Here is a 20204-nt window from a genome sequence, read left to right on the forward strand (position 1 = left end):
GGGGTCAGCCCTTCTTCCCGTACCGGCGCTCGAAGCGCTCGACGCGGCCGGCGGTGTCCAGCACGCGGGCGGTGCCGGTGTAGAAGGGGTGGCTGACGTCGGAGATCTCGACGTCGACGACCGGGTAGGTGTTGCCGTCCTCCCACTCGATCGTCTTCTCGCTCGTCATGGTCGAGCGGGTGAGGAAGGCGTAGTTCGCGGCACGGTCGCGGAAGACGACGGGCCCGTACTCCGGGTGGATTCCCTGGCGCATGGTCAGCGCTCCTCTCGGAAGTCGACGTGGCGGCCGACGACCGGATCGAACTTGCGCAGGGTCAGTCGGTCCGGGTCGTTGCGGCGGTTCTTGCGGGTCACGTAGGTGTAGCCGGTGCCGGCGGTGGACCGGAGCTTGATGACCGGACGGAGTTCGTTGCGAGCCATGCCGCTATAGTACTGAAAACGAATTCCATTTCCAGCAACGGAGACAGAGAGGTACGTCACCGCCCATGTCCGCGCACTGCATGCTGACCGGCGCCCAGCCGGGCTTCGGCAACCGCATCTCGCACTCCCACCGGCGCACGTCCCGCCGGTTCGACCCGAACATCCAGTCCAAGCGGTACTGGCTGCCGAGCGAGGGGCGGTACGTACGGCTCCGGCTGAGCGCCCGGGGGATCAAGACCGTCGACACGATCGGGATCGAGGCGGCCGTGGCCCGGATCCGCGCCCGGGGAGGGAAGGTCTGATGGCGAAGAAGAGCAAGATCGCGAAGAACGAACGGCGACAGGAGATCGTCGCCCGGTACGCCGCCCGGCGGGCCGAGCTGAAGGAGATCATCCGCAGGCCCTCCTCGACGGACGCCGAACGCCTGGCCGCGCAGGCGGAACTGCGCCGCCAGCCCCGGGACGCGAGCGCCACGCGGGTGCGCAACCGGGACCAGGTGGACGGGCGGCCGCGCGGCTACTTCCGGGCGTTCGGGCTGTCCCGGGTGAGTCTGCGGGAGCAGGCGCACGCGGGGTATCTGCCCGGAGTGCGGAAATCGTCCTGGTAGGAGGCCGTCCCGAGAGCCCTTGACGGGCCCTGGTAGCTTGCTGCGATCGTTCCGGCCACGGGACCGGCCGGTGCCGTTCGGGGCCCGTCGGTGCCGTTCGGGGCCGGCCGGCCGGTTACAGCTTGGGGGCTTGCAGTGACTTCGGTGACCTTCTGGCGCCGCTCCGGCGCGGTGCGCGCCGCGGCGGCGGCCGCGGGACTGGCGGGCGCGCTCGTGCTGACGGGGTGCAGCGGCGACGGTGACTCCGGGGACGACTCGGCGTCGAGCCCGTCCCCCTCGGCCACGGCGTCCTCCGGGACCGGCGGGCCGGACTCGGGCTCCGGCCCGGACTCCGGTTCCGGTTCCGGTTCCGGCGGGGCTGCCTCCGGCGCGCTGGCGGGAAGCTGGCTCGCGACGACCGACGGCAAGGCCGTGGCCCTGGTGATCAACGGCAAGCAGGCCGCGCTGTTCGCCACCGGCGGGAGCATCTGCAGCGGCAGCGCGGGCGAGGAGTCCGGGCTGCGCATGATCCGCCTCAAGTGCACGGACGGCAGCAGGAGCCGGGCCACGGGCATGGTCGACTCGGTGAACGGCAGCAGCATGAAGGTCACCTGGGAGGGCGGCCTCGGGCAGGAGACGTACACGAAGGCGGAGGGCGGCAAGCTGCCGACCGGCCTGCCCACGGCGAGCCTCGGAGCGCAGTAGCGGCGCCGGCACTCCGCGCGGTGGTCCGGCACGGTGTTCCCGGCCGTTCGGCACGGTGTTCCCGGCCGTTCGGCACGGTGTTCCCGGCCGTCCGGCGTTCGGGGGATTCGCGGGGGGTGCGTGCCCGCCGGTTCGTCGGGTGCGTGATGATCCTGGGGCCCGATGCCGCTCCCGATCACCACGCCCAGAGGACCTCATGCGCACCTTGCCCCTCACCCTGACCGCGGCCCTCGCCGCGACGCTCCTGCTGACCGGCTGCGGCGGTTCCGGCGACACCGGCAGCCGTGACGACGACGCGAAGAACGCGGACCCCGCGAACGGTTCCGCCTGCGCGCTCGCCGATTTGGGCGTGGAGGTCGGGGCCGGCGCCGCCCCGGCCGCCGGGGACACCGGCACCGTCACCGTCACGCTGACCAACCAGGGCGCGGAGTGCACCCTGAAGGGCTTCCCCACCGTGGACCTCCTGACCGACGACGGTAAGACGTCCGTGTCCCCGGAGCGGTCCGCGCAGGCCAGGCCGCTCACGCTGGGCAAGGGCGGTACGACGTCCTTCACCCTCACCTACGTCCGGGGCGAGGCGGGCTCCGCGCAGAGCCTGCCGGTGCGGAAGGCGTCCTTCACCCTGCCCGGGTCCACCGCGGACGCGCACGAACTGGCGTGGTCGTACGGCGAGGTCGCCCGGAAGGACGGGAGCGGCGCGGCGGAGGCCTCGGTGAGCGGCTTCGAGTCCGCCGGCGACTGACGGCGGGAACGAGACCGCCGCCGCGCGCCCGGCCACCGACGTCGGACTGCGGCACGCGCCCGTGCGCGGTGGCCGGCGGCGGACTCGGGAACCCCCGAGGACCGGCGGCGGACCCGAAGCGGCACTCGCCGCGTGCGCGGTGGCTCGGACCCGCCGCGGCCCTCGCGCTCCCGGCCACCGGCGGAGGACCCGAAGCAGCACTGGGCCGTCCGCGGTGGCTGGCGGCGGACCCGCCGCGGCCCACGCGCTCCCGGCCACCGGCGGAGGACCCGAAGCGGCACTCGCCCGTCCCCGGTGACTTGGCCCGTCCCCGGCGGCTTGGCCCGTCCCCGGTGACTTGCGAGGGCCCCGAACAGCGGCGCCGCGCTCCCGGCGCCGACGGCGGACACCGGGCAGGCGCGAGCCGGGCTTGTTCAGGCGGTCCTTGACCTCGTTCCAGAGGGGTCGCGCCTTGAGTCGCCGGCGGCGGACTGGGGAATTCCCGGGGGGGGACCGGCGGCCGGGGGCTCAGCGCAGGGGCGGACGGTGTTCCACCCGGGCCCGGTCCGCCGCCTGTGCGCCCTCCGTCCAGCCCGCCGCGTCGCTCACCCCGCGCAGCCGGGTGGTCGTCGTCTCCGGGAACAGGCGGTCCAGCCGACCGGTGACGGCGAGGTCCCGGGAGGCCAGGACCGGGAGCAGGTCGTCGGAGACCTGGGTCTCGGCGGCCGCCGCCAGGCGGGTGCCGATGCGGTGGGCGTAGGCCGCGAGGAAGGACTGCCGGAACGTCTTGGTGCGCTTGCGGCCGCCGGCCCGCTGCGCGGCCTCCGCCTTCGTCATGGCGGTCGTGGCCTGCACCAGGAGTGAGGCGTAGAGGAGTTCGACGGCCTCCAGGTCGGTTTCGAAGCCGACGACCGTCGAGAAGCCGAGCGGCTCGTTCCACACCGCCCGGCAGTGGTTGGCCGTGGCGACGGCGTCCAGCAGCACCGCCTTGGCCTGCTCGTAGGGCGGCTCGACCCCGATCCGGCAGGCCCCGGGCGTATCGGGCGAGGGTGCCCGGGCGGCGAGGAGCGCCTCGTCGACGCTGTGCCGGGCCATCAGCTCCTGGGCCTTGGCGCTGAGGGCCTCCGCCTCCTCCGGGAAGCCGGTCGCCTCCGCCTTGGCGAGCAGGGCACGGATGCGGGTGAGCATGCGGGACTCGGTCCTCGCCTCCCCCGGCGCCTCGTCGAGGGGCTCCAGGGCGGGCAGGCGCAGCAGCAGGCGGTACAGCTCCAGCACGGCCGTGGCGCGCGAGAAGCGGTCGGTGCGGGGCGGGGCGTCGGCGGGCAGGTCCGCGAGCTGTGCGTTCCAGCGGCGGCCGCGGGGGACGTCACCGGGGGCCTGGGCGCGGATCAGGGCGGAGACGAGCAGGACGTGCGTGTCGTCCAGTTCCCGCCGGACGGTCCGTACGACGTCGGCGGGCTGCCAGCCGCGCCGCCAGGCCGCCGCCACGAACTCCTGCCCGCGCCGGCCGAGTTCCGCGTCGGCGGCGGGGTCGGAGGCGAGCAGGGACGCGCCGGTGTCGAGGGCGGTCTCACCGGTCCCGTACAGGGCGGCCTCGAACGCGCGGTCGACGGTGCTGGACGTGCTCACGGGCCGATGGTGCCATGCGGCTCCGCCCGGCCGCGCTCCAGGCGGAGACAAGTGTCAACACGCAGTTGACACCCCGAGAGGCGCAACCTACGGTTGACAGCATGACGACGAACTCCAACATCACGTCATCCGTGCGCCTCGACGACCTGATCGCGGCGATCAAGAAGGTGCACCAGGAGCCGCTGGAACAGCTCCAGGACGCGGTGATCGCCGCCGATCACCTCGGTGAGGTGGCCGACCACCTCATCGGGCACTTCGTGGACCAGGCACGGCGGTCCGGCGCGTCCTGGACCGACATCGGCAAGAGCATGGGCGTCACGCGCCAGGCCGCGCAGAAGCGCTTCGTGCCGAAGGAGTCGGCCGACCTCGACCCCGCTCAGGGCTTCAGCCGCTACACGCCCCGCGCCCGCAGCACGGTGATGGCAGCGCACCACGCGGCCAAGGCCGCGCGCAACGCCGAGGGTGTGCCCGCGCACCTCGTCCTCGGCCTGCTGGCCGAACCCGAGGGCCTCGCCGCCCAGGCCGTCGTCGCGCAGGGCGTCTCCCTGGAGGCGGTCCGCGAGGCGGCGACGGCGGCCCTCCCGCCGGCCGTGGAGGAGGCCCCCGAGCTCGTGCCGTACGGGCAGGCCGCCAAGAAGGTCCTGGAACTCACCTTCCGCGAGGCCCTGCGCCTCGGCCACAACTACATCGGCACCGAGCACATCCTGCTCGCCCTGCTGGAGCACGAGAACGGCGAGGGCGTCCTCAGCGGCCTCGGCATCGGCAAGGAGCGGACCGAGCGGTACGTCGCCGACGCGCTGGAGAAGTTCGTGGGGGCGCGCGAGGACGCGCCGGACGAGTCCTGACCCCGCGCGGCGGCGCGGGGGCGTTGTCAGACCCCCCTGTCACACTCACGGCATGGCCGACCGGTGGGCGCTCGCCCCGGCCGAGGACGGTGGCGTGGACGTCGCCCCCCTCGGCCCGGACGGGCTGCCCGCCGGACCGGTGCGGCGGGAGGCGGACCCCGCCGAGGCCGTCCGGAGCCGTCCCGCGGTCACGCGGTGGGTGTGGCGTTCCACCGCCGAGGTCTACCCGCGTCTGCTCGCCACGGGGGTGCGAGTCGAGCGGTGCTACGACATCGAGGCCGCCGAGACGCTCCTCCTCGGCCACGAGGGGCGGTACGGGGAACCACGCTCGGCCGCGGCCGCCCTGGCCCGGCTGCGCGGCGGCCCCGTACCGCCCGATCCGCCGCTGCGCTCCGCGGAACCGGGCTCCCAGTCCTCCCTGTTCGAACCCCAGGGCGTCCGGCTGCCCCTGCCGGACCTCCTCGCCGTCTACGCCGAGCAGCAGCGCCGGCACGAGCGGGCCGAGCACCCCGACCGCATGCGGCTGCTGACCGCCGCCGAGTCGGCGGGCACGCTCGTGGCCGCGGAGATGAACCGGGCCGGGCTGCCCTGGAGCGCGGAGGTGCACCGCGCGGTGCTGCACGACCTGCTCGGCGAGCGGTACGCGGGCGGCGGCGAGCCCCGCCGCCTGGCCGAGCTGGCCGACGAGGTGTCCGCCGCGTTCGGCCGCCGGGTCCGCCCGGACCTGCCGGCCGACGTGATCAAGGCCTTCGCGCAGGCCGGCGTGAAGATCTCCTCGACCCGCCGCTGGGAGATCGAGTCCGTCGACCACCCGGCCGTGAAGCCACTGGTCGAGTACAAGAAGCTGTACCGCATCTGGGTCGCCCACGGCTGGTCCTGGCTCCAGGACTGGGTGCGCGACGGCCGGTTCAGACCCGAGTTCCTCGCGGGCGGCACGGTGACCGGCCGCTGGGTGACCAACGGCGGGGGCGGGCTGCAGATCCCCAAGGTGATCCGGCGGGCCGTGGTCGCCGACCCCGGCTGGCGGCTCGTCGTCGCCGACGCCGACCAGATGGAGCCGCGCGTCCTCGCCGCCATCTCCCGCGACCCCGGGCTGATGGAGGTGGCCGGCCGCGAGACCGACCTGTACCAGTCCGTCTCCGACCGCGCCTTCTCCGGCGACCGCGCCCAGGCCAAGCTCGCCGTGCTCGGCGCGGTCTACGGCCAGACCTCCGGCGACGGCCTGAAGAACCTCGCCGCGCTGCGCCGCCGCTTCCCCAGGGCGGTCGCTTACGTGGACGAGGCGGCCCGGGCCGGGGAGGAGGGCCGGCTGGTGCGGACCTGGCTGGGCCGCACCTGCCCCCCGGCGGCCCGGGCGGCCGACGAGGACGTGCAGGAGGCGGGCATCCCCCTCTCCGAGGACGACCCGCGGCAGTGGGTGCCCGGCTACGCCTCCACCAACGCCCGGGCCCGCGGCCGCTTCGCCCGCAACTTCGTCGTCCAGGGCAGCGCGGCCGACTGGGCCCTGCTGCTGCTCGCCGCGCTGCGCAGGACCTGCGCCGGCCTCGCGGCGGAACTGGTCTTCTTCCAGCACGACGAGGTGATCGTGCACTGCCCCGAGGAGGAGGCGGAGGCGGTCGTGACGGCGATCCGCGAGGCGGCGGACCTGGCCGGGCGGCTCACCTTCGGACCGACGCCCGTGCGGTTCCCGTTCACGACGGCGGTGGTGCGGTGCTACGCGGACGCCAAGTGACCCCCGGCGGCGCGAAGTTCGCACCAGCGGGTGCGGCGCCGGGTCGGGTGACGCGGCGCCGCATGGTTCAGCGTCCGGCGCGGCTCCCGGCCCGTTCGAGCAGTTCCGCCTCGGCGGTCCGCCCGCGGCTACGCGCGTAGGGGAGCAGCAGCCGGACGAGCGTGGAGACGAGGGCCGCGCGGTCGCCGCACGGGTCGCCCGCGTGCCGCCGCACCAGGACGACGATGTTCGCCAGCTCCAGGTCCGCCCAGGCGAGCGCCTCCTCGGGGGTGCCGAACGGGGCGCCGGTGCCCGGGTGTGCCGGGCGTCCGTCGGGCTGACGCGCGGCCGGGCGACAGCGGTGGGCCGGGCCGGGACCGGAGCCGGGGGCGGTGGCGGGAGCGGTGGCCGGGTGAGCGGCGGTGACAGCGCGCTCGGCCTCGGCGGCGTACCAGCGGAGGGCGAGGTCGGCGGGGTCGGGGGCCGTGGCCTGCCCGTCGGCCAGCTCCCGGGCGAAGTCGCGGACGAGCTCGTGCGGCGCGTACCGGCCGTACGCGGGCTCCTGCAGCAGGGCCACGTCGACGAGTCGGTCCAGCGCGGCCTCCGCCCGGGGCACGCCGGTGCCGGTGAGGCGGGCCAGCAGCGGGGCGCCGTACGCGGGGAGGTCGAGCGCGCCGATACGACGCAGCGCCAGGGCCGCGTCCCGGTCGTCCTCGCGCGGGGAGACGGCCAGGATGTCGTACGCGACGGCCAGGGAGCGGCGGACGCTCAGGTCGTCGTACTCGAGGTGGCGCAACCGCGTGTCCCGCGACGCCAGTCGGGCGGCGAGGACATCCGGGGTGAGGGCCTGCCGGGCGGCGAGCCGCGCGGCGACGACCCGCAGGGCCAGGGGCAGGCCGCCGGTGTGTTCGACCAGGAGGCGGACGGCCCGCGAACCGTCCAGGCCGTCGCGGCCCGAGGCGGCGCGCAGCAGGCCGGTGCTGTCCTCGTCGGGCAGCGGGGCGAGCGGGAACCGGGCCGCTCCGTCGAGGGCGGTGAGCGGGGATCGGCTGGTGACGATCACCGCGCAACCGGCGCCACCCGGCAGCAGCGGCCGCACCTGCGCGGCGCTCACGGCACCGTCCAGTACGAGCAGGGTGCGGGTGCGGGCGAGCAGGGAACGCAGCAACGCCGACGCCGCGTCGGGCTGTTCGGGAATCCGGCAGGGCTCGACACCGAGGTCACGCAGCAGGACGGTGAGCGCCTGGCCGGGCGTGAGGGGGCTCGCGTCCGGGGTGGAGCCGCGCAGGTCGAGGTGGAGCTGCCCGTTGGGGAAACGTTCCGCCAGGTCGTGCGCGACGCGCAGGGCGAGGGCGCTCTTGCCGATGCCGGGCATGCCGCTGATCACCGCGGTGGGGCGGGGGCCCGAGGAGGTGAGCACGCGGCGCAGGGCCGCACACTCGGTTGTGCGGCCGGTGAAGTGGGCCGGGGGTGGGGGCAGTTGGGCGGGCGGTGAGGTGAGGTCGGTCGGCGGGCCGGCGGTACGGCCGGACGGCTGAGCAGGGTCCCTCGTGGCAGGCCCGGCCCGATCGGGCGCGTGGTCGCTCGGGCCGTGGTCGTTCGGGCCGTGGTCGTTCGGGCCGCGGTCGTTCGGGCCGCGGTCGTTCGGGCCGCGGTCGTTCGGCCCGTCGTCGCCGGGCCCGTGGTCGCCCGGCCCATGGTCGCCCGGCCCATGGTCGCCCGGCCCGTGGTCGCCCGGCTCGGGCACCTCGAACCCGGGCGCGTCCGACGCGTACCCCTTCACCCTCGGCTCATCAGGGCCGTACTCCTGCGACCCGAGCACCTCGGCTCCGTACCGTCTCACCCCGGGCACATCAAGGCCGTATCCCTCCCGCTCCGGCGCACCGGGCCCGTACTGCCTCACCCCCGGCACAGCAGAACCGCGTTCCCCCAGCCCCTCCGCACCGGAGCCGTGCCGTTGCGCCCCCGGCCCGTCGGCGCCCCGCTCCCCCGGCCCCAACCCCGGCTCCGGCTCCGGCCCCGGCTCGGAACGCCCTGTGGTTCGTCTGCGGCCGGGCCCCCCGGCCTCCCGCAGCACCTCCACGTGCGCCGCCCGCACGCCCGGTCCCGGTTCGACGCCGAGTTGGTCGACGAGGCGGGTGCGCAGGTCGCGGTGGACGGCGAGGGCCTCGGCCCGGCGGCCGGTGCGGTGCAGCGCGAGCATCAGCTGGCGGTGGTACGCCTCACGCAGCGGATACTCCCCGGTCAGCGCCGCCAGCTCCGGCACCAGGCCCTGCAGCCGCGGTCCGCCCAGCGCCAGCTCGGCGTCGTAGCGCCACTCCAACAGCAGCAGCCGGGCCTCGCGCAGCCGCTGGGCGAAGCCGTAACCGCCCACCTCGGGCGGCAGCCCCGCGAGCGGCGCGCCCCGCCACAGCGCCAGCGCGGCGGCACCCGCGCGGAGCACGCCCGGCCAGTCCCGGGCGGCGTGCGCGGCACGGGCCGCGGCGACCTTGGACTCGAACACGTGGACGTCCAGCTCGCCCTCGTCCACGCGCAGCACATAACCGGACGGCGTGGTCCGCAACCGCCCGGGATCGTCGAGCAGCCGCCGTACCCGGGCCACGTGGTTGTGCAGCGAGGCCTGGGCGGAGACGGGCGGCGCCTCGCCCCACAGGGCGTCCTTGAGGGACTCGACGGTCACGATCCGCCCCGCGTCGAGCAGCAGCGCGGCCAGCAGCGCGCGGGACTTGGGGCTCCCGACGGTCCGGACCGCACCGGGCCCGACGCCGTTCCCGGCGCCGTCCGGGCCGTCGTAGTACAGCACCGGCGGCCCCAGCAGGCCGAACCTCAGCGCACGCCGTTCCCCGCCCGCGCAGGGGTCCTCACTGCCCGAGCAGGAAGATGCAGATGCCCCCATGTCCGCCCCCGTTTTCCCCGCACCGCCCCGGCGGGATGCACCCTTGACGAGTTCCCGCCCCCGGACGGTGGTTTTCCGCCACCTTGGCCCGTGCGCCTCCACCGGGATCAGCCGTCGCTGCGGGCGCCCTCGACCCTGGTTCGGCGACTTCTCGCCAATCGACGGACGACGCAACGGCGAACCGTTGGCCACATGTTAGCGATTCGTTGGCAAAGCCTGATGTGATCACAACATCGGATCTGGCCCGGCGGCGCGCGCGTATGGACGCGCAACTCGGGGGAGTGTCGCCGCCGCGGCCGGGTCCGGGTCCCGGTCGGCGGAGGTGAACGGCCGGGGCCCCCTCATCTTCCGCGGGGCCCCTCATCTTCCGCGGAGCCCTTCATCTTCCGCGGGGCCCGCCTCAGATGACGGGCGGCCGCCCGAGCCGCGTCAGCCGCCACACCGTGTGCCAGCGCATCGGCCGCCGCTCCCCCGCCGGTTCCCGCACGCCTTCCACGAATCCGCCCCACCACGCCCGCAGCCCCGCACGCGACCGGATCCGGGCGAGGGTGAGCAGCACCCAGACGCCCAGGTGCACCGGGACGAGCGCGAGCGGCAGCCGGCGGCGGACCAGCCAGACCCGGTTGCGGGCGTTGACCCGGTAGTAGATGGCGTGCCGGGCGGGCGAGGTCCGCGGGTGCCGCAGCACCAGTTCGGGCGCGTAGAGGATCCGCCAGCCCGCGTCGGCCGCGCGCCAGGCCAGGTCGGTCTCCTCGTGCGCGAAGAAGAACTCGGCGGGCCAGTCGCCGACCTCGTCGAGCATCGCCATCCGCAGCGCGTGCCCGCCGCCGAGGAACCCGGTGACGTAACCGCCCCGCAGCGGGTCCGCGTTGCCGATCCGGGGCACGTGCCGCTGCTGTGTCCCGCCCTGCTCGTCGGCGATGCGGAAGCCGACGATGCCGAGCCGGTCGTCGGCGGCGTACAGGTCCCGCACCCGGCGCAGCACATCGGCGTCGACGAGCAGGCCGTCGTCGTCCAGGTCGACCACGACGTCGATGTCGCCGAACTCCCGCAGCCGGGCGAGCGCGGCGTTGCGCCCGCCGGGGCAGCCCAGGTTCTCGTCGAGCTCGACCGCGGTGACCTCTCCGGGCAGCGACAGCCGCCGGGCGAACTCCGGCAGCGGGCAGCCGTTGCCCACGATGACGATCCGCTCGGGCGGCACGTCCTGCTTGGCCACGGACTCCAGCAGGGCGTCGACCTCCGCGGGCCGGTTGCCCATGGTCACCACGGCGACGGCGATCCTGGGTGCCCCCATGTCCACACCTCGTCCCGGACGGCAGCTGACGTCGACGGGCGATGCTAGCCGTTCACGGCGAGCACCCTCTCCGTACGCCTGCCGTACGGCGTTTCGCCCGTCCCGCTCGGTGCGGACCGCCGCGCCGCCGACCGCGGGGCGGTCAGGCCCGGCAGCGCAGCATCACCAGCGGCGGGTTGGCGTGGAAGTCGGCCCAGAAGTCCGCGCCGAACGCGCGCACGCCCGCCTCGGACACCGTCAGCGGGATCCACACCGGTTCCTCGAACCCGGCCGCCCGCAGGCAGTGTTCGTAGACCTCGCGGCGCGGGCAGGTGGTGACGAACTCGACGGGCGGGTCGAGCAGCGCCGTGACCCGGACGCGCGGGCCCGTCTCGGCCTGCTCACCGGTCGGCTCGCAACGGAAGCCGTACTTCTCCGGGGACGGCCCGTCGAAGCGGAACTCCGGCGTCTGCGCGAGCACGTGGAACGTGCCCCCGGGCTTCAGGTGCCGGTGCACGGCGCGGCACATCCGTTCCATGGCGGCGACGTCCTGCGCGTAGTTGAGCAGCTGGACCGCCGTGGCGACGTCGAAGCGCCGCCCGAGGGGGCGCAGGGCGGACACGTCCGCGACCTCGTAGCGCACGCCCAGCGGAACGCGCTCCTCCCTTTCCCGCGCCACGGCGACCATCTCGCCGGAGATGTCGACGCCGAGCACCTCCGCGGCCCCGCGCCGCCGGAACTCCCTGCTGTAGAAGCCGGTGCCGCAGGCCAGGTCGAGCACCGAGCGGCCGCGCACGTCCCCGACCATCGCCAGAAAGCCCGGCACCTCGGCGTAGTGCGCCAGCGGCAGGTCCTTCACGCCTTCGAACGCCTCACCGATCTCGTCGTACTGCTGCACGCTCATCGTGCCGCCTCCCCGGTACTCCGTCGCGTCGCGCCCCGGCGGCAGTCTCCCCGCGCCCCGGCGGCCGCGCGCACTGGCGGAAACCACAAAGATCCGGACGTCGCCCCGGACCGCCGCACAAGGGGACGCGAGGACTTGACCCTCACGTGGCGTGAGGCCGGACGGTGGGGTCCATGAGCGACCACTTCGACGCGTTCGAGATGAGCCCCGTTCCCCCGCCCGGCCCGGACGCGGTGCCACCGCCGCCGTTCCGCGGCATCTACGGCATGCCCGCCTTCGTGACGATCCCCACGGCCGACCTGGCGGCCTCGGTGGACTTCTGGACGCGCGGGCTCGGCTTCTTCGAGCTGTTCGGCATTCCCGGCAGGCTGGTGCACCTGCGCCGGTGGGCCTTCCAGGACGTGCTGCTCGTCCCGGCGGCGAGCGTCCCGGAGCAGCCGTCGGCCATGAGCTTCGGCTTCGCGTGCGTGCTCGGCGAGGTGGACTCCGTCGCCGAGGCCTGCCGCGCACTGCGCCCCGACTCGGTCGACGGCCCGCGGGACACGCCCTGGAACACCCGTGACGTGGAGGTGATCACCCCCGAGAACGCCCGGGTCGTGGTCACGGCGGCGAGGCCGTTCGACCCGGACAGCCAGGAGGCACGGGACCTCGCGGCCGTCGGCATCGCCCCACGGTCCCGCGAGCGCGGCGCCGAGGGCGGCGACAACGGAGCGCATGCCTGACGCCACGGACGCCGACGCCGATGCGGACGCCGATGCCGATGCCGACGTCGATGCCTTTGCCGATGCCGTTGCCGACGGCCTGATCGTCGGCCAGGTGGCGACACGGCTGGGCGTGACCGTCCGCGCGCTGCACCACTGGGACGACATCAGCCTGGCCCGACCGTCCCTGCGCACGGCCGCCGGCTACCGGCTCTACACCGCCGCCGACCTGGCCCGCCCGCACCGCGTCCTCGTCTACCGCGAGCTGGGCCCCGGCCTGGACCGGATGATCGACGCCCACGAGCGCGGCCTGCTGCTGACCGCCGACCAGCAGGCCGCGATCTTCGGTCCCGAGTGGAACCCGGACTGGCCCTCCGAGGCCCGCCGGCGCTACGGCGCCACGACGCAGTGGCTGCACTTTCCCCTCACCCGCCAGATGCAGATCTCCCTCGGCCGCACGTTCGCGTCGGACGCGGGCTCCGCCGCCCACTACGACGGCATCCGCGCCGGGCTCGCCACGTGGTTCCGCCGGATCATCGACGCGAACGCCCGCGCACACGGCATCGATCCCGACTCCGCGACCTGGCAGGATGACGCGCACCAGCACAGCGGGAAAACGGGGGATCGAGCATGCTCGTGCTCATACTGTCGGTCGTCGTCCTGCTCGTCCTGGGCGGCTGCGCCTGCGTCTTCTGGGCGGCCCGCGGCGGCGCCCCACGCTGGGCCCGCGGCGTGGCGATCGTGACGCTGCTCGGCAGCGAACTGGCCACCGCCGCGAGCCGCACCTCCGACTCACGCCGAACCGGCGGCGGCGACTAGCCGACACCCCGACCACCCACACCGAACGACAAAACCCCAGGCCGGAGTCCATCCGACCTGGGGTTCCAGGGGAGCCGCCTTCGGGATTCGAACCCGAGACCTACGCATTACGAGTGCGTTGCTCTGGCCATCTGAGCTAAGGCGGCGCGCTGTCCGCACTATGGTGCGATCAGCAACGACGGTAAGTCTACACAGTTTCCGGGGGTGCTCCGCACCAGCCCCGGAGGCGGGCCCTCCGGGGCCGGGCAGGCCCGCTACGAGCAGCGCTTTCCGTCCTTCGGCGGGGTGCCGCGGAGCAGGTAGGCGTTGATCGTGCGGTCGACGCACGCGCTGCCGCGGCCGTACGCCGTGTGGCCGTCGCCGTCGTAGGTGAGGAGGCGGGCCGAGGAGAGCTGGCCGGCCAGGGAACGGGCCCAGTGGTAGGGAGTGGCCGGGTCGCGGGTGGTGCCGACCACGACGATCGGCGCCGCGCCCTTCGCCTCGATGCGGCGCGGCTCGCCGGTGGCCGCCACGGGCCAGTACGCGCAGTTCAGCGCGGCCCACGCCAGACCCTCACCGAAGACCGGGGAGGCCTTCTCGAACTCGGGCAGGGCCCCGCGCACCTCCTCGGGGGTGTCGAAGGAGGGCGGCAGGTCCAGGCAGTTCACGGCCGCGTTGGCGAACATCAGGTTGCTGTACCGGCCGTCGGCGTCCCGCTCGTAGTAGCCGTCGGAGAGGACCAGGAGCCCGGAGCCGTCGTTCTCCTTCATCGCCGACGTCAGCGCCTCGCGCAGCTGCTCCCAGGCGCCCTCGTCGTACATGGCCGCGATCACCCCGGTCGTGGCCAGCGACTCGGTGAGCCTGCGGCCGTCGGCGTCGCCGGTGGGGACCGGCCGCGCGTCCAGCTTCTCGAAGAACGCCTTGAGGTTCTCGCCGACCTGCTCGGGCGAGGTGCCCTTGCGGCCCAGCGGACAGTCGGCCTGCCGTACGCAGTCCCGCGCGAACGAACGGAACGCCGTCTCGAAGCCCGCCGTCTGCTCGAGGTTCAGCCGCCGCGCGGGCAGCGAGGGGTCCATGGCGCCGTCCAGCACCAGCCGGCCCGTCCGGTCCGGGAACAGCCCGGCGTACGTCGCGCCGAGGAAGGTGCCGTAGGAGGCCCCGACGAAGTTCAGCTTCTCGTCGCCGAGCGCCGCCCGCACGATGTCCATGTCCCGGGCCGCCTCGGCCGTGGACACGTGCCGCAGCAGCCGGGGCGCGTCCGCGCCGCAGCCCTCGGCGAACGTCCGGTACGCCGTGACCAGCCCGTCCGTCTCCCGTGCGTCGTCGGGTGTGGTGTCCGTCCGTGTGTACGCGTCCATGGCGGGCCCGTCCAGGCATTCGACGGGCTCGCTGCGGGCCACGCCGCGCGGGTCGACGGCCACCATGTCGTAGCGGGCACGGACCTCGGCCGGGTAGCCGATGCCCGCGTACGCCTGCACGTAGCCGGTCGCCGAGCCGCCCGGCCCGCCCGGGTTCACCAGCAGCGAGCCCAGCCGCTCGCCCGGCCCCGTGGCCTTCTTGCGGGTGATGGCGAGCCGGACGTCACCGCCGGACGGCTTGGCGTAGTCGAGCGGCGCCTTGATCGTGGCGCACTCGAAGCCGGGCACGCCGCAGCCGCGCCAGGCCGGCTTCTGCGCGTAGTACGGCGAGAGCGCCGCGGGCGTGGACCGCGGCAGCGCGACCAGGGCCGCCTCCTGTGCGCCCGAGGCGGTGGACATCGTGGAGCTCCCGGAGGAGCAGGCGGAGACGAGCAACGCGGCCGCGGCGAGGAGGCCGGCCGCGGTCCTGGCCCCGTCGCGGCCCCTGCGGCGGGCGTGGGCGCCGCGGGAGCGGGACGCGGCGGAGCCTTCTTCAGTGACCGTGGCCGGAGCGGAGGCGGTGCGTGGGGTGCGCCTGGTGTCCATCCAGCGAGCGTAACTCTGCGCGACGGTATGAGTGCCGTGCGTGCGTGTCGTGCCCCGTACGAGTTACGCCGTCAATCGCACTCCCGCCCCGGGCGTCGGCGGGTGCCCGTCCGCCCTCTCAGCCCGCTCTGCCCTTCAGCCCGCTCTGAGCGCCATCGTCATCGCCTCCACGGCCAGCAGCGGCGTGACGTTGCGGTCGAGGGCGTCGCGGCAGGCGCCGATCGCCTCGATGCGGCGCAGCGTGGCCTCCGGGGAGCTGCTGCGGGCGAGGCGCTCCAAGGCCTCCTCCATGTCCGCGTTGGCGATGGCCACGCGCGAGCCGAGCTGGAGGGCGAGGACGTCCCGGTAGAACGCCGTCAGGTCGGTCAGGGCGAGATCGAGACTGTCGCGCTGCGTGCGCGTCCGGCGGCGCTTCTGCTTGTCCTCCAGGTCCTTCATCACACCGGCCGTGCCGCGTGGCATGCGGCCGCCCTGGGCCGCGCCGAGGGCGGTCTTCAGCTCCTCGGTCTCCTTGCCGTCGACCTCCTCGGCCAGTTGCTTGGCGTCCTCGGCGGCCGCGTCCACGAGCTCCTGGGCGGCCCGGAGCGCGCCACCGATCTCCTCGACGCGCAACGGCAGGCGCAGCACGGCGGCGCGGCGCTCCCGCGCGGCCGGGTCGGTGGCCAGCCGGCGCGCCCGGTCGACGTGGCCCTGCGTCGCCCGGGCCGCCGCGGCGGCGACGGCCGGCTCGATGCCCTCGCGGCGCACCAGCATGTCGGCGACGGCGTCGACCGACGGCGTGCTCAGGTTCAGGTGGCGGCAGCGGGAGCGGATCGTCGGCAGGACGTCCTCGATGGAGGGCGCGCACAGCAGCCAGACCGTGCGCGGGGCCGGCTCCTCGACGGCCTTGAGGACGGCGTTGGCCGACTTCTCGTTCAGCCGCTCGGCGTCCTCGACGAGGATGATCTGCCAACGGCCGTTCGCCGGGGAGGTGAAGGACTTGCGGACCGTGTCCCGCATGTCGTCGGCGAGGATCTGCGTGCCGACCGCGGCGACGGTGGTGACGTCGGCGTGCGTGCCCACCAGGGCCGTGTGGCAGCCGTCGCAGAAGCCGCAGCCCGGGGCGCCGCCGAGCGCGCGGTCGGGGCTGACGCACTGCAGGGCCGCCGCGAACGCCCGCGCGGCCTGGTTGCGCCCGGCTCCCGGCGGGCCCGTGAACAGCCAGGCGTGCGTCATCTTGGACGCCTCGGGCGGCGGCGCGTCGGCGGCGGCCGCGGTGACCAGGGCGTCGGCGTCCCGGGCGGCAGCGGCCAGCTGCTCGGTCACCCTCTCCTGCCCGACGAGGTCGTCCCACACGGTCATGGGTCACGCCGCCCTTCCGTCACGTCTGCGTTGCGGGATCCATTGTGCGGGCGACCACTGACAACGCCTGACGTCCGGTCCCGCGTGCCGGACGACGCCCCGGCGCGAGGGCGGAAAGGCACCTGCCCGGAACCGGCTGGTCGGCCGCCCGGAACCGGCTGGTCAGCCCCCCGGTAACGGCTGGTCACCGCACCGGAGGGGCGTGGCCGCAGGCCGGCCCGGGACGTCTCCCACGGGTCGGCCCCGGCTCCCCGCGCCGGCCGGACCGCCGGAGGCCTCAGCGGCCCCGGCCGCCCCCGCCCCGGCGTCCCCGGCCCTCACCGGGCTCGTCGTCGTGCGGCCCGAGCAGTTCGTCCGCCAGCGACGGCAGGTCGTCCAGCGGCGTCTCCTCGGCCCAGTCGGACCGGCGGCGCGGCGCCCCCTCGGCGTCGACCTGGGGCAGCTCCCGCGTACGGTCCTCCGTGCCGTCGGGCCGGGCGGCCGGGGCGTCGTCCCGGAAGTAGCCGGGCGGCACCCGGTCCGCCGGTCCGTCGCCGCGTACGGGGGGCAGCACCGCCGTCTCCTCGGCATCGCCGGGGCGGGCGGGCGGCAGCACCGCCGTCTCCTTGCCGTCACCGGAGCGGACAGGGGGAAGCACCGCCGTCTCCTCGGCGTCCTGTGGGCGGACGGGCGGCAGCACGGCCGTCTCGTCCGACGCACCCGAGGGTGCCCGGGTCTCCTGGGCCTCATCTGCCCCGCGGGCCACGTGAGGCTCCGCCCCGGACCCGGAGGGGACCGGCGGCAGCACCTCCGTCCGCTCCCCGGCGCCCGGCGGAACCGGCGGCTTCGGCAGCTCTGCCGTCACCTCGGCATCGGACTCGCCGGAGGTCCGTCCCCGGCCCCGCTCCTCGTCCCGCACGGGACGCAGCACGGTCGTGTCGTCGGCCGAACCGCCCGGTGTCACCACGGGCGTCGGCACGGTCGCCGCGTCCCGGCCCGCCGCCGGACCGGAAGGGCGCTCCGGCGCGGGACCCTTGGGCAGGGACATCTTCGGCCCGGCCTCGGCCGCGGCCGCCGCCGCCTCCGCGAGCCGGCGCGCCTCCTCGGCGCGCAGCAGGGCCTCCTCGGCCTTGCGCTGCTTCTCCAGGCGGAGCGCCTCCGCCTCGGCACGCAGCCGGGCCTCCTCCTCGGCCTGCCTGCGGCGCCGCTCCTCCTCGGCCTTGCGGCGGGCCTCCTCCTCGGCGCGGGCCTTCTCCTCCGCCAGGAGCCGCGCACGCTCCTCCTCGGCCTTCTTCCGCGCCTCCTCGGCGCGGCGCCGGGCCTCCTCCGCCTGCCGTTCGGCCTCGCGCCGCTGCGCCTCCTCCAGCTCGCGGCGCTTGCGCTCCTCCTCCTCGGCGCGCAGCTTGGCCAGCTGCTCCTGGCGCTCGCGCTCCAGGCGCTCCTCCTCGGCCTTGCGGGCGGCCTCCTCCTCGGCCTTGCGGCGGGCCTCCTCCTCGGCCTTCCTGCGGGCCTCCTCGCGGGCCTGGATCTCGGCCTCGGACAGCGGCAGCACCTGGTCGAGCCGGTGCCGGATGACGGTCGTGACGGCCTCGGGCTCCTGCCCGGCGTCCACCACCAGGTACCGCCCGGCGTCGGCCGCGGCCAGAGTGAGGAAACCGGCCCGCACGCGCGCGTGGAACTCGGCGGGCTCCGACTCCAGCCGGTCGGGCGCCTCGGTGAACCGCTCGCGCGCCGTCTCCGGCGCGACGTCCAGCAGCACGGTCAGATGCGGCACGAGTCCGTTCGTCGCCCAGCGGTTGATGCGGGCGATCTCGGTCGGCGACAGGTCGCGGCCCGCTCCCTGGTAGGCCACGGAGGAGTCGATGTACCGGTCGGAGATGACGACCGCGCCGCGCTCCAGGGCGGGCCGTACGACGGTGTCGATGTGCTCGGCCCGGTCGGCCGCGTACAGCAGGGCCTCCGCGCGGTGCGACAGACCCGCGCTGGACACGTCGAGCAGGATGGACCGCAGGCGCTTGCCCACCGGCGTCGCGCCCGGCTCGCGCGTCAGCACGACCTCGTGGCCCTTGGCGCGGATCCACTCGGCGAGCGCCTCGGCCTGCGTGGACTTGCCCGCGCCGTCGCCGCCCTCCAGGGCGATGAAGAAGCCGGTCGCGGCGGGCGCCTGATCCGGGTCGTCGCCGCCGAGCAGCGCGTCCTTGAGGTCCTGGCGCAGCGGCACACCGGAACGGTCGTCGACCTTGGCCAGCACCAGCACCGCGACCGGCAGCAGCAGCGCGCCGGCCAGCATCAGCGTGAAGGCGGCGCCGCCGTGCGCGAAGACGAACTTGCCGCTCTCCAGCCGGTGCGGTCCGATGCCCGCCGCCACCAGCGGGGCGGTCACCGCGGCGAGCGCCACGCACACGCGGACGACCGCGTGCAGGTGCTCCGTGGTTCGGGGCCGCCGGTACTCCTCGGTCTCCTGGTCGAGCAGGGTGTGCCCGATGTTGGCGGCCATGCCCGCGCCGACGCCGGACAGGGTGAGGATCAGCAGCACCGTGGTGACGTCCGGGACCAGCCCGGCGGCCAGCAGCGCGAGGCCGGTGAAGGCGATCGCCAGCGCGAGCATCCGGCGGCGCGACAGGGTGGGCAGCAGCGCGGGCGCCGTGCGGATGCCGATCACGACACCGCCGGTCAGCGCGCCCACGAACAGCCCGTAGAGCACCGGACCGCCGCCCAGGTCCTTGGCGTGCAGTACGGCCACGGCGACGGCGGCGGACACCGCGGCGGCGACGGCCGCGCAGGCCAGGACCAGCAGCGGCGTGGCGCCGGTGCGGCCCTTGTCGGTGCCGGTGCCGGTCTTCGGGCGGCGCAGGCCCTCGAGCGGGGACCGGGCGCGCGGGGTGCGCGTGGCGGGCAGCTCCAGGAACGTCAGCACGGACAGGGACGCGGCGAACAGGCCGGCCGCCACATAGGAGGCGAGGGCCGCCTGGTGCTGGGCGAACCAGTCGATGCCGGCGCCCAGCAGGTTGTTGAAGAGAGCCGCGGCAACGAGCACGACGGCCGCGAGCGGGATCGCCACGAAACCGGTGCGCAGCGAGAGCCGGCGCAGGGCGTCCATGTGGTCGGGCAGCGGCCGGACGGTCGCGCCCTCGGGGGGCGGGGCGGGCAGCAGCGCGGGGGCCGCGCTCTCCCGGCACACCGTCCAGAACCGCTCGGCGACCCCCGTCACGAAGGCCGTGACGAGGAGGACGGCCAGCGCGTCCTCGGGTGTCCAGTCGATCCACAGCGGCGCGACGATCAGCAGCGCGGCGCGCAGCCCGTCCGCGCCGACCATGGTCCAGCGGCGGTCGAGCGGGCCGCCCTGGGCGGTGAGCGCGGTGAGCGGACCGAGGAGCACGGCGCCGAACAGCAGTGTGGCGAGGACGCGCACCCCGAAAACGGTCGCCACTGCGAACGCCACGCCCCGGTAGCCGCCCCCGAAGGAGGCCTCGGCGACAGCCGCCTGGAGGACGAGCAGGACCAGGACGAGGAGGGCGAGGGTGTCCCCCACACCGCCCACGAGCTGCGCACTCCACAACCGCTTCAGCTGCGGGCGGCGCAGCAGGGCGCGGACGGCGCGCTCGCGGGAGTCCGCGACCAGGGCGTCGTCGGGGGCCGGCTGAGGGGCCGTTGGATGCTCGGCTCGCGTCATGCGTTCAGCCTATCGGCAGCCACCGGCACCCTGGCATGCCCGGTCTGGCATGCGCACGCCCCGACACCGAAGTGTTGCC

The 20204-nt window shown here is 75.2% G+C and carries 15 protein-coding genes, 1 tRNA gene and 2 pseudogenes; 8 read left to right on the forward strand and 10 right to left on the reverse strand.

What is annotated here, in order from left to right; translation table 11 throughout:
• Positions 1-4 precede the first annotated feature (4 nt).
• Complete coding sequence (locus tag AC07DA_RS11505) at positions 5-253, reverse strand: type B 50S ribosomal protein L31 (protein ID WP_031115921.1); 249 nt, start codon at positions 251-253, stop codon at positions 5-7.
• Between the two features lie 2 nt (positions 254-255).
• Positions 256-420 (reverse strand): 50S ribosomal protein L33, encoded by a 165-nt coding sequence (gene rpmG, locus AC07DA_RS11510; protein WP_010044249.1) that lies wholly within the window; start codon positions 418-420, stop codon positions 256-258.
• A 65-nt stretch (positions 421-485) separates the two neighbouring features.
• Here rpmG and rpmB point away from each other — a divergent pair, with 65 nt between their 5' ends.
• The 4 genes from rpmB (at position 486) to AC07DA_RS11530 (ending at position 2453) form a co-directional block, all read left to right on the forward strand.
• Positions 486-722 (forward strand): 50S ribosomal protein L28, encoded by a 237-nt coding sequence (rpmB, locus tag AC07DA_RS11515; protein WP_094057078.1) that lies wholly within the window; start codon positions 486-488, stop codon positions 720-722.
• A complete protein-coding gene (rpsN, locus tag AC07DA_RS11520) occupies positions 722-1027 on the forward strand; it encodes a 30S ribosomal protein S14 (protein WP_479126889.1) in 306 nt (101 codons plus the stop codon). The genes rpmB and rpsN overlap by 1 nt, the downstream gene beginning before the upstream one ends.
• A gap of 135 nt (positions 1028-1162) precedes the next feature.
• Positions 1163-1711, forward strand: a complete 549-nt coding sequence (locus AC07DA_RS11525) for a hypothetical protein (protein WP_479126891.1) — start codon at positions 1163-1165, stop codon at positions 1709-1711.
• 196 nt (positions 1712-1907) lie between these two features.
• A complete protein-coding gene (locus tag AC07DA_RS11530) occupies positions 1908-2453 on the forward strand; it encodes a DUF4232 domain-containing protein (protein WP_479126893.1) in 546 nt (181 codons plus the stop codon).
• A gap of 507 nt (positions 2454-2960) precedes the next feature.
• On the opposite strand, the gene AC07DA_RS11535 is transcribed toward AC07DA_RS11530, so the two are convergent.
• The gene (locus AC07DA_RS11535; protein ID WP_479126895.1) at positions 2961-4061 is read right to left on the reverse strand and encodes a DUF2786 domain-containing protein; all 1101 of its coding nucleotides are present in this window, start codon (positions 4059-4061) and stop codon (positions 2961-2963) included.
• Positions 4062-4162: 101 nt separating this feature from the next.
• Between AC07DA_RS11535 and AC07DA_RS11540 the strand changes: the two genes are divergently transcribed.
• Together AC07DA_RS11540 and AC07DA_RS11545 are read left to right on the forward strand one after the other, a co-directional pair.
• The gene (locus tag AC07DA_RS11540) at positions 4163-4906 is read left to right on the forward strand and encodes a Clp protease N-terminal domain-containing protein (RefSeq protein ID WP_479126897.1); all 744 of its coding nucleotides are present in this window, start codon (positions 4163-4165) and stop codon (positions 4904-4906) included.
• Between the two features lie 52 nt (positions 4907-4958).
• A complete protein-coding gene (locus AC07DA_RS11545; RefSeq protein WP_479126899.1) occupies positions 4959-6638 on the forward strand; it encodes a bifunctional 3'-5' exonuclease/DNA polymerase in 1680 nt (559 codons plus the stop codon).
• A gap of 70 nt (positions 6639-6708) precedes the next feature.
• Here the strand turns inward: AC07DA_RS11545 and AC07DA_RS11550 are convergent.
• The 3 genes and pseudogenes from AC07DA_RS11550 to AC07DA_RS11560 all read right to left on the reverse strand — a co-directional run.
• Positions 6709-9513, reverse strand: a pseudogene (locus AC07DA_RS11550) (AfsR/SARP family transcriptional regulator); the annotation flags it as partial.
• Positions 9514-9913: 400 nt separating this feature from the next.
• The gene (locus AC07DA_RS11555) at positions 9914-10807 is read right to left on the reverse strand and encodes a glycosyltransferase family 2 protein (RefSeq protein ID WP_479126901.1); all 894 of its coding nucleotides are present in this window, start codon (positions 10805-10807) and stop codon (positions 9914-9916) included.
• A 142-nt stretch (positions 10808-10949) separates the two neighbouring features.
• Positions 10950-11690 (reverse strand): class I SAM-dependent methyltransferase, encoded by a 741-nt coding sequence (locus tag AC07DA_RS11560; RefSeq protein ID WP_479126903.1) that lies wholly within the window; start codon positions 11688-11690, stop codon positions 10950-10952.
• A gap of 173 nt (positions 11691-11863) precedes the next feature.
• Here AC07DA_RS11560 and AC07DA_RS11565 point away from each other — a divergent pair, with 173 nt between their 5' ends.
• Both AC07DA_RS11565 and AC07DA_RS11570 read left to right on the forward strand, forming a co-directional pair.
• Positions 11864-12412, forward strand: coding sequence for a VOC family protein (locus tag AC07DA_RS11565; RefSeq protein WP_479126905.1), 549 nt, complete (start codon positions 11864-11866; stop codon positions 12410-12412).
• Positions 12405-12980: pseudogene (locus AC07DA_RS11570) on the forward strand (MerR family DNA-binding transcriptional regulator); the annotation flags it as partial. The gene AC07DA_RS11565 and the pseudogene AC07DA_RS11570, both read left to right, overlap by 8 nt.
• A gap of 302 nt (positions 12981-13282) precedes the next feature.
• Here the strand turns inward: AC07DA_RS11570 and AC07DA_RS11575 are convergent.
• From AC07DA_RS11575 to tmk, 4 genes are all read right to left on the reverse strand, one after another.
• Positions 13283-13356, reverse strand: a tRNA-Thr gene (locus tag AC07DA_RS11575).
• Between the two features lie 108 nt (positions 13357-13464).
• The gene (locus AC07DA_RS11580; RefSeq protein WP_479126907.1) at positions 13465-15132 is read right to left on the reverse strand and encodes an alpha/beta hydrolase; all 1668 of its coding nucleotides are present in this window, start codon (positions 15130-15132) and stop codon (positions 13465-13467) included.
• A gap of 135 nt (positions 15133-15267) precedes the next feature.
• Complete coding sequence (locus tag AC07DA_RS11585; RefSeq protein WP_479126909.1) at positions 15268-16473, reverse strand: DNA polymerase III subunit delta'; 1206 nt, start codon at positions 16471-16473, stop codon at positions 15268-15270.
• Positions 16474-16750: 277 nt separating this feature from the next.
• On the reverse strand, positions 16751-20125 hold the full coding sequence (gene tmk / locus AC07DA_RS11590) for a dTMP kinase (protein WP_479126911.1): 3375 nt from the start codon (positions 20123-20125) through the stop codon (positions 16751-16753).
• Positions 20126-20204: the final 79 nt, after the last annotated feature.

The organism is Streptomyces sp. NPDC044921 (assembly GCF_056432865.1).

Bases quoted from the DNA above. Each gene is read 5' to 3' on its own strand.
- AC07DA_RS11555 (WP_479126901.1), bottom strand. From the start codon at position 10,807: ATGGGGGCACCCAGGATCGCCGTCGCCGTGGTGACCATGGGCAACCGG.
- AC07DA_RS11545 (WP_479126899.1), top strand. From the start codon at position 4,959: ATGGCCGACCGGTGGGCGCTCGCCCCGGCCGAGGACGGTGGCGTGGAC.
- AC07DA_RS11580 (WP_479126907.1), bottom strand. From the start codon at position 15,132: ATGGACACCAGGCGCACCCCACGCACCGCCTCCGCTCCGGCCACGGTC.
- rpsN (WP_479126889.1), top strand. From the start codon at position 722: ATGGCGAAGAAGAGCAAGATCGCGAAGAACGAACGGCGACAGGAGATC.
- rpmG (WP_010044249.1), bottom strand. From the start codon at position 420: ATGGCTCGCAACGAACTCCGTCCGGTCATCAAGCTCCGGTCCACCGCC.
- AC07DA_RS11560 (WP_479126903.1), bottom strand. From the start codon at position 11,690: ATGAGCGTGCAGCAGTACGACGAGATCGGTGAGGCGTTCGAAGGCGTG.
- rpmB (WP_094057078.1), top strand. From the start codon at position 486: ATGTCCGCGCACTGCATGCTGACCGGCGCCCAGCCGGGCTTCGGCAAC.
- tmk (WP_479126911.1), bottom strand. From the start codon at position 20,125: ATGACGCGAGCCGAGCATCCAACGGCCCCTCAGCCGGCCCCCGACGAC.
- AC07DA_RS11565 (WP_479126905.1), top strand. From the start codon at position 11,864: ATGAGCGACCACTTCGACGCGTTCGAGATGAGCCCCGTTCCCCCGCCC.
- AC07DA_RS11540 (WP_479126897.1), top strand. From the start codon at position 4,163: ATGACGACGAACTCCAACATCACGTCATCCGTGCGCCTCGACGACCTG.
- AC07DA_RS11585 (WP_479126909.1), bottom strand. From the start codon at position 16,473: ATGACCGTGTGGGACGACCTCGTCGGGCAGGAGAGGGTGACCGAGCAG.
- AC07DA_RS11530 (WP_479126893.1), top strand. From the start codon at position 1,908: ATGCGCACCTTGCCCCTCACCCTGACCGCGGCCCTCGCCGCGACGCTC.
- AC07DA_RS11505 (WP_031115921.1), bottom strand. From the start codon at position 253: ATGCGCCAGGGAATCCACCCGGAGTACGGGCCCGTCGTCTTCCGCGAC.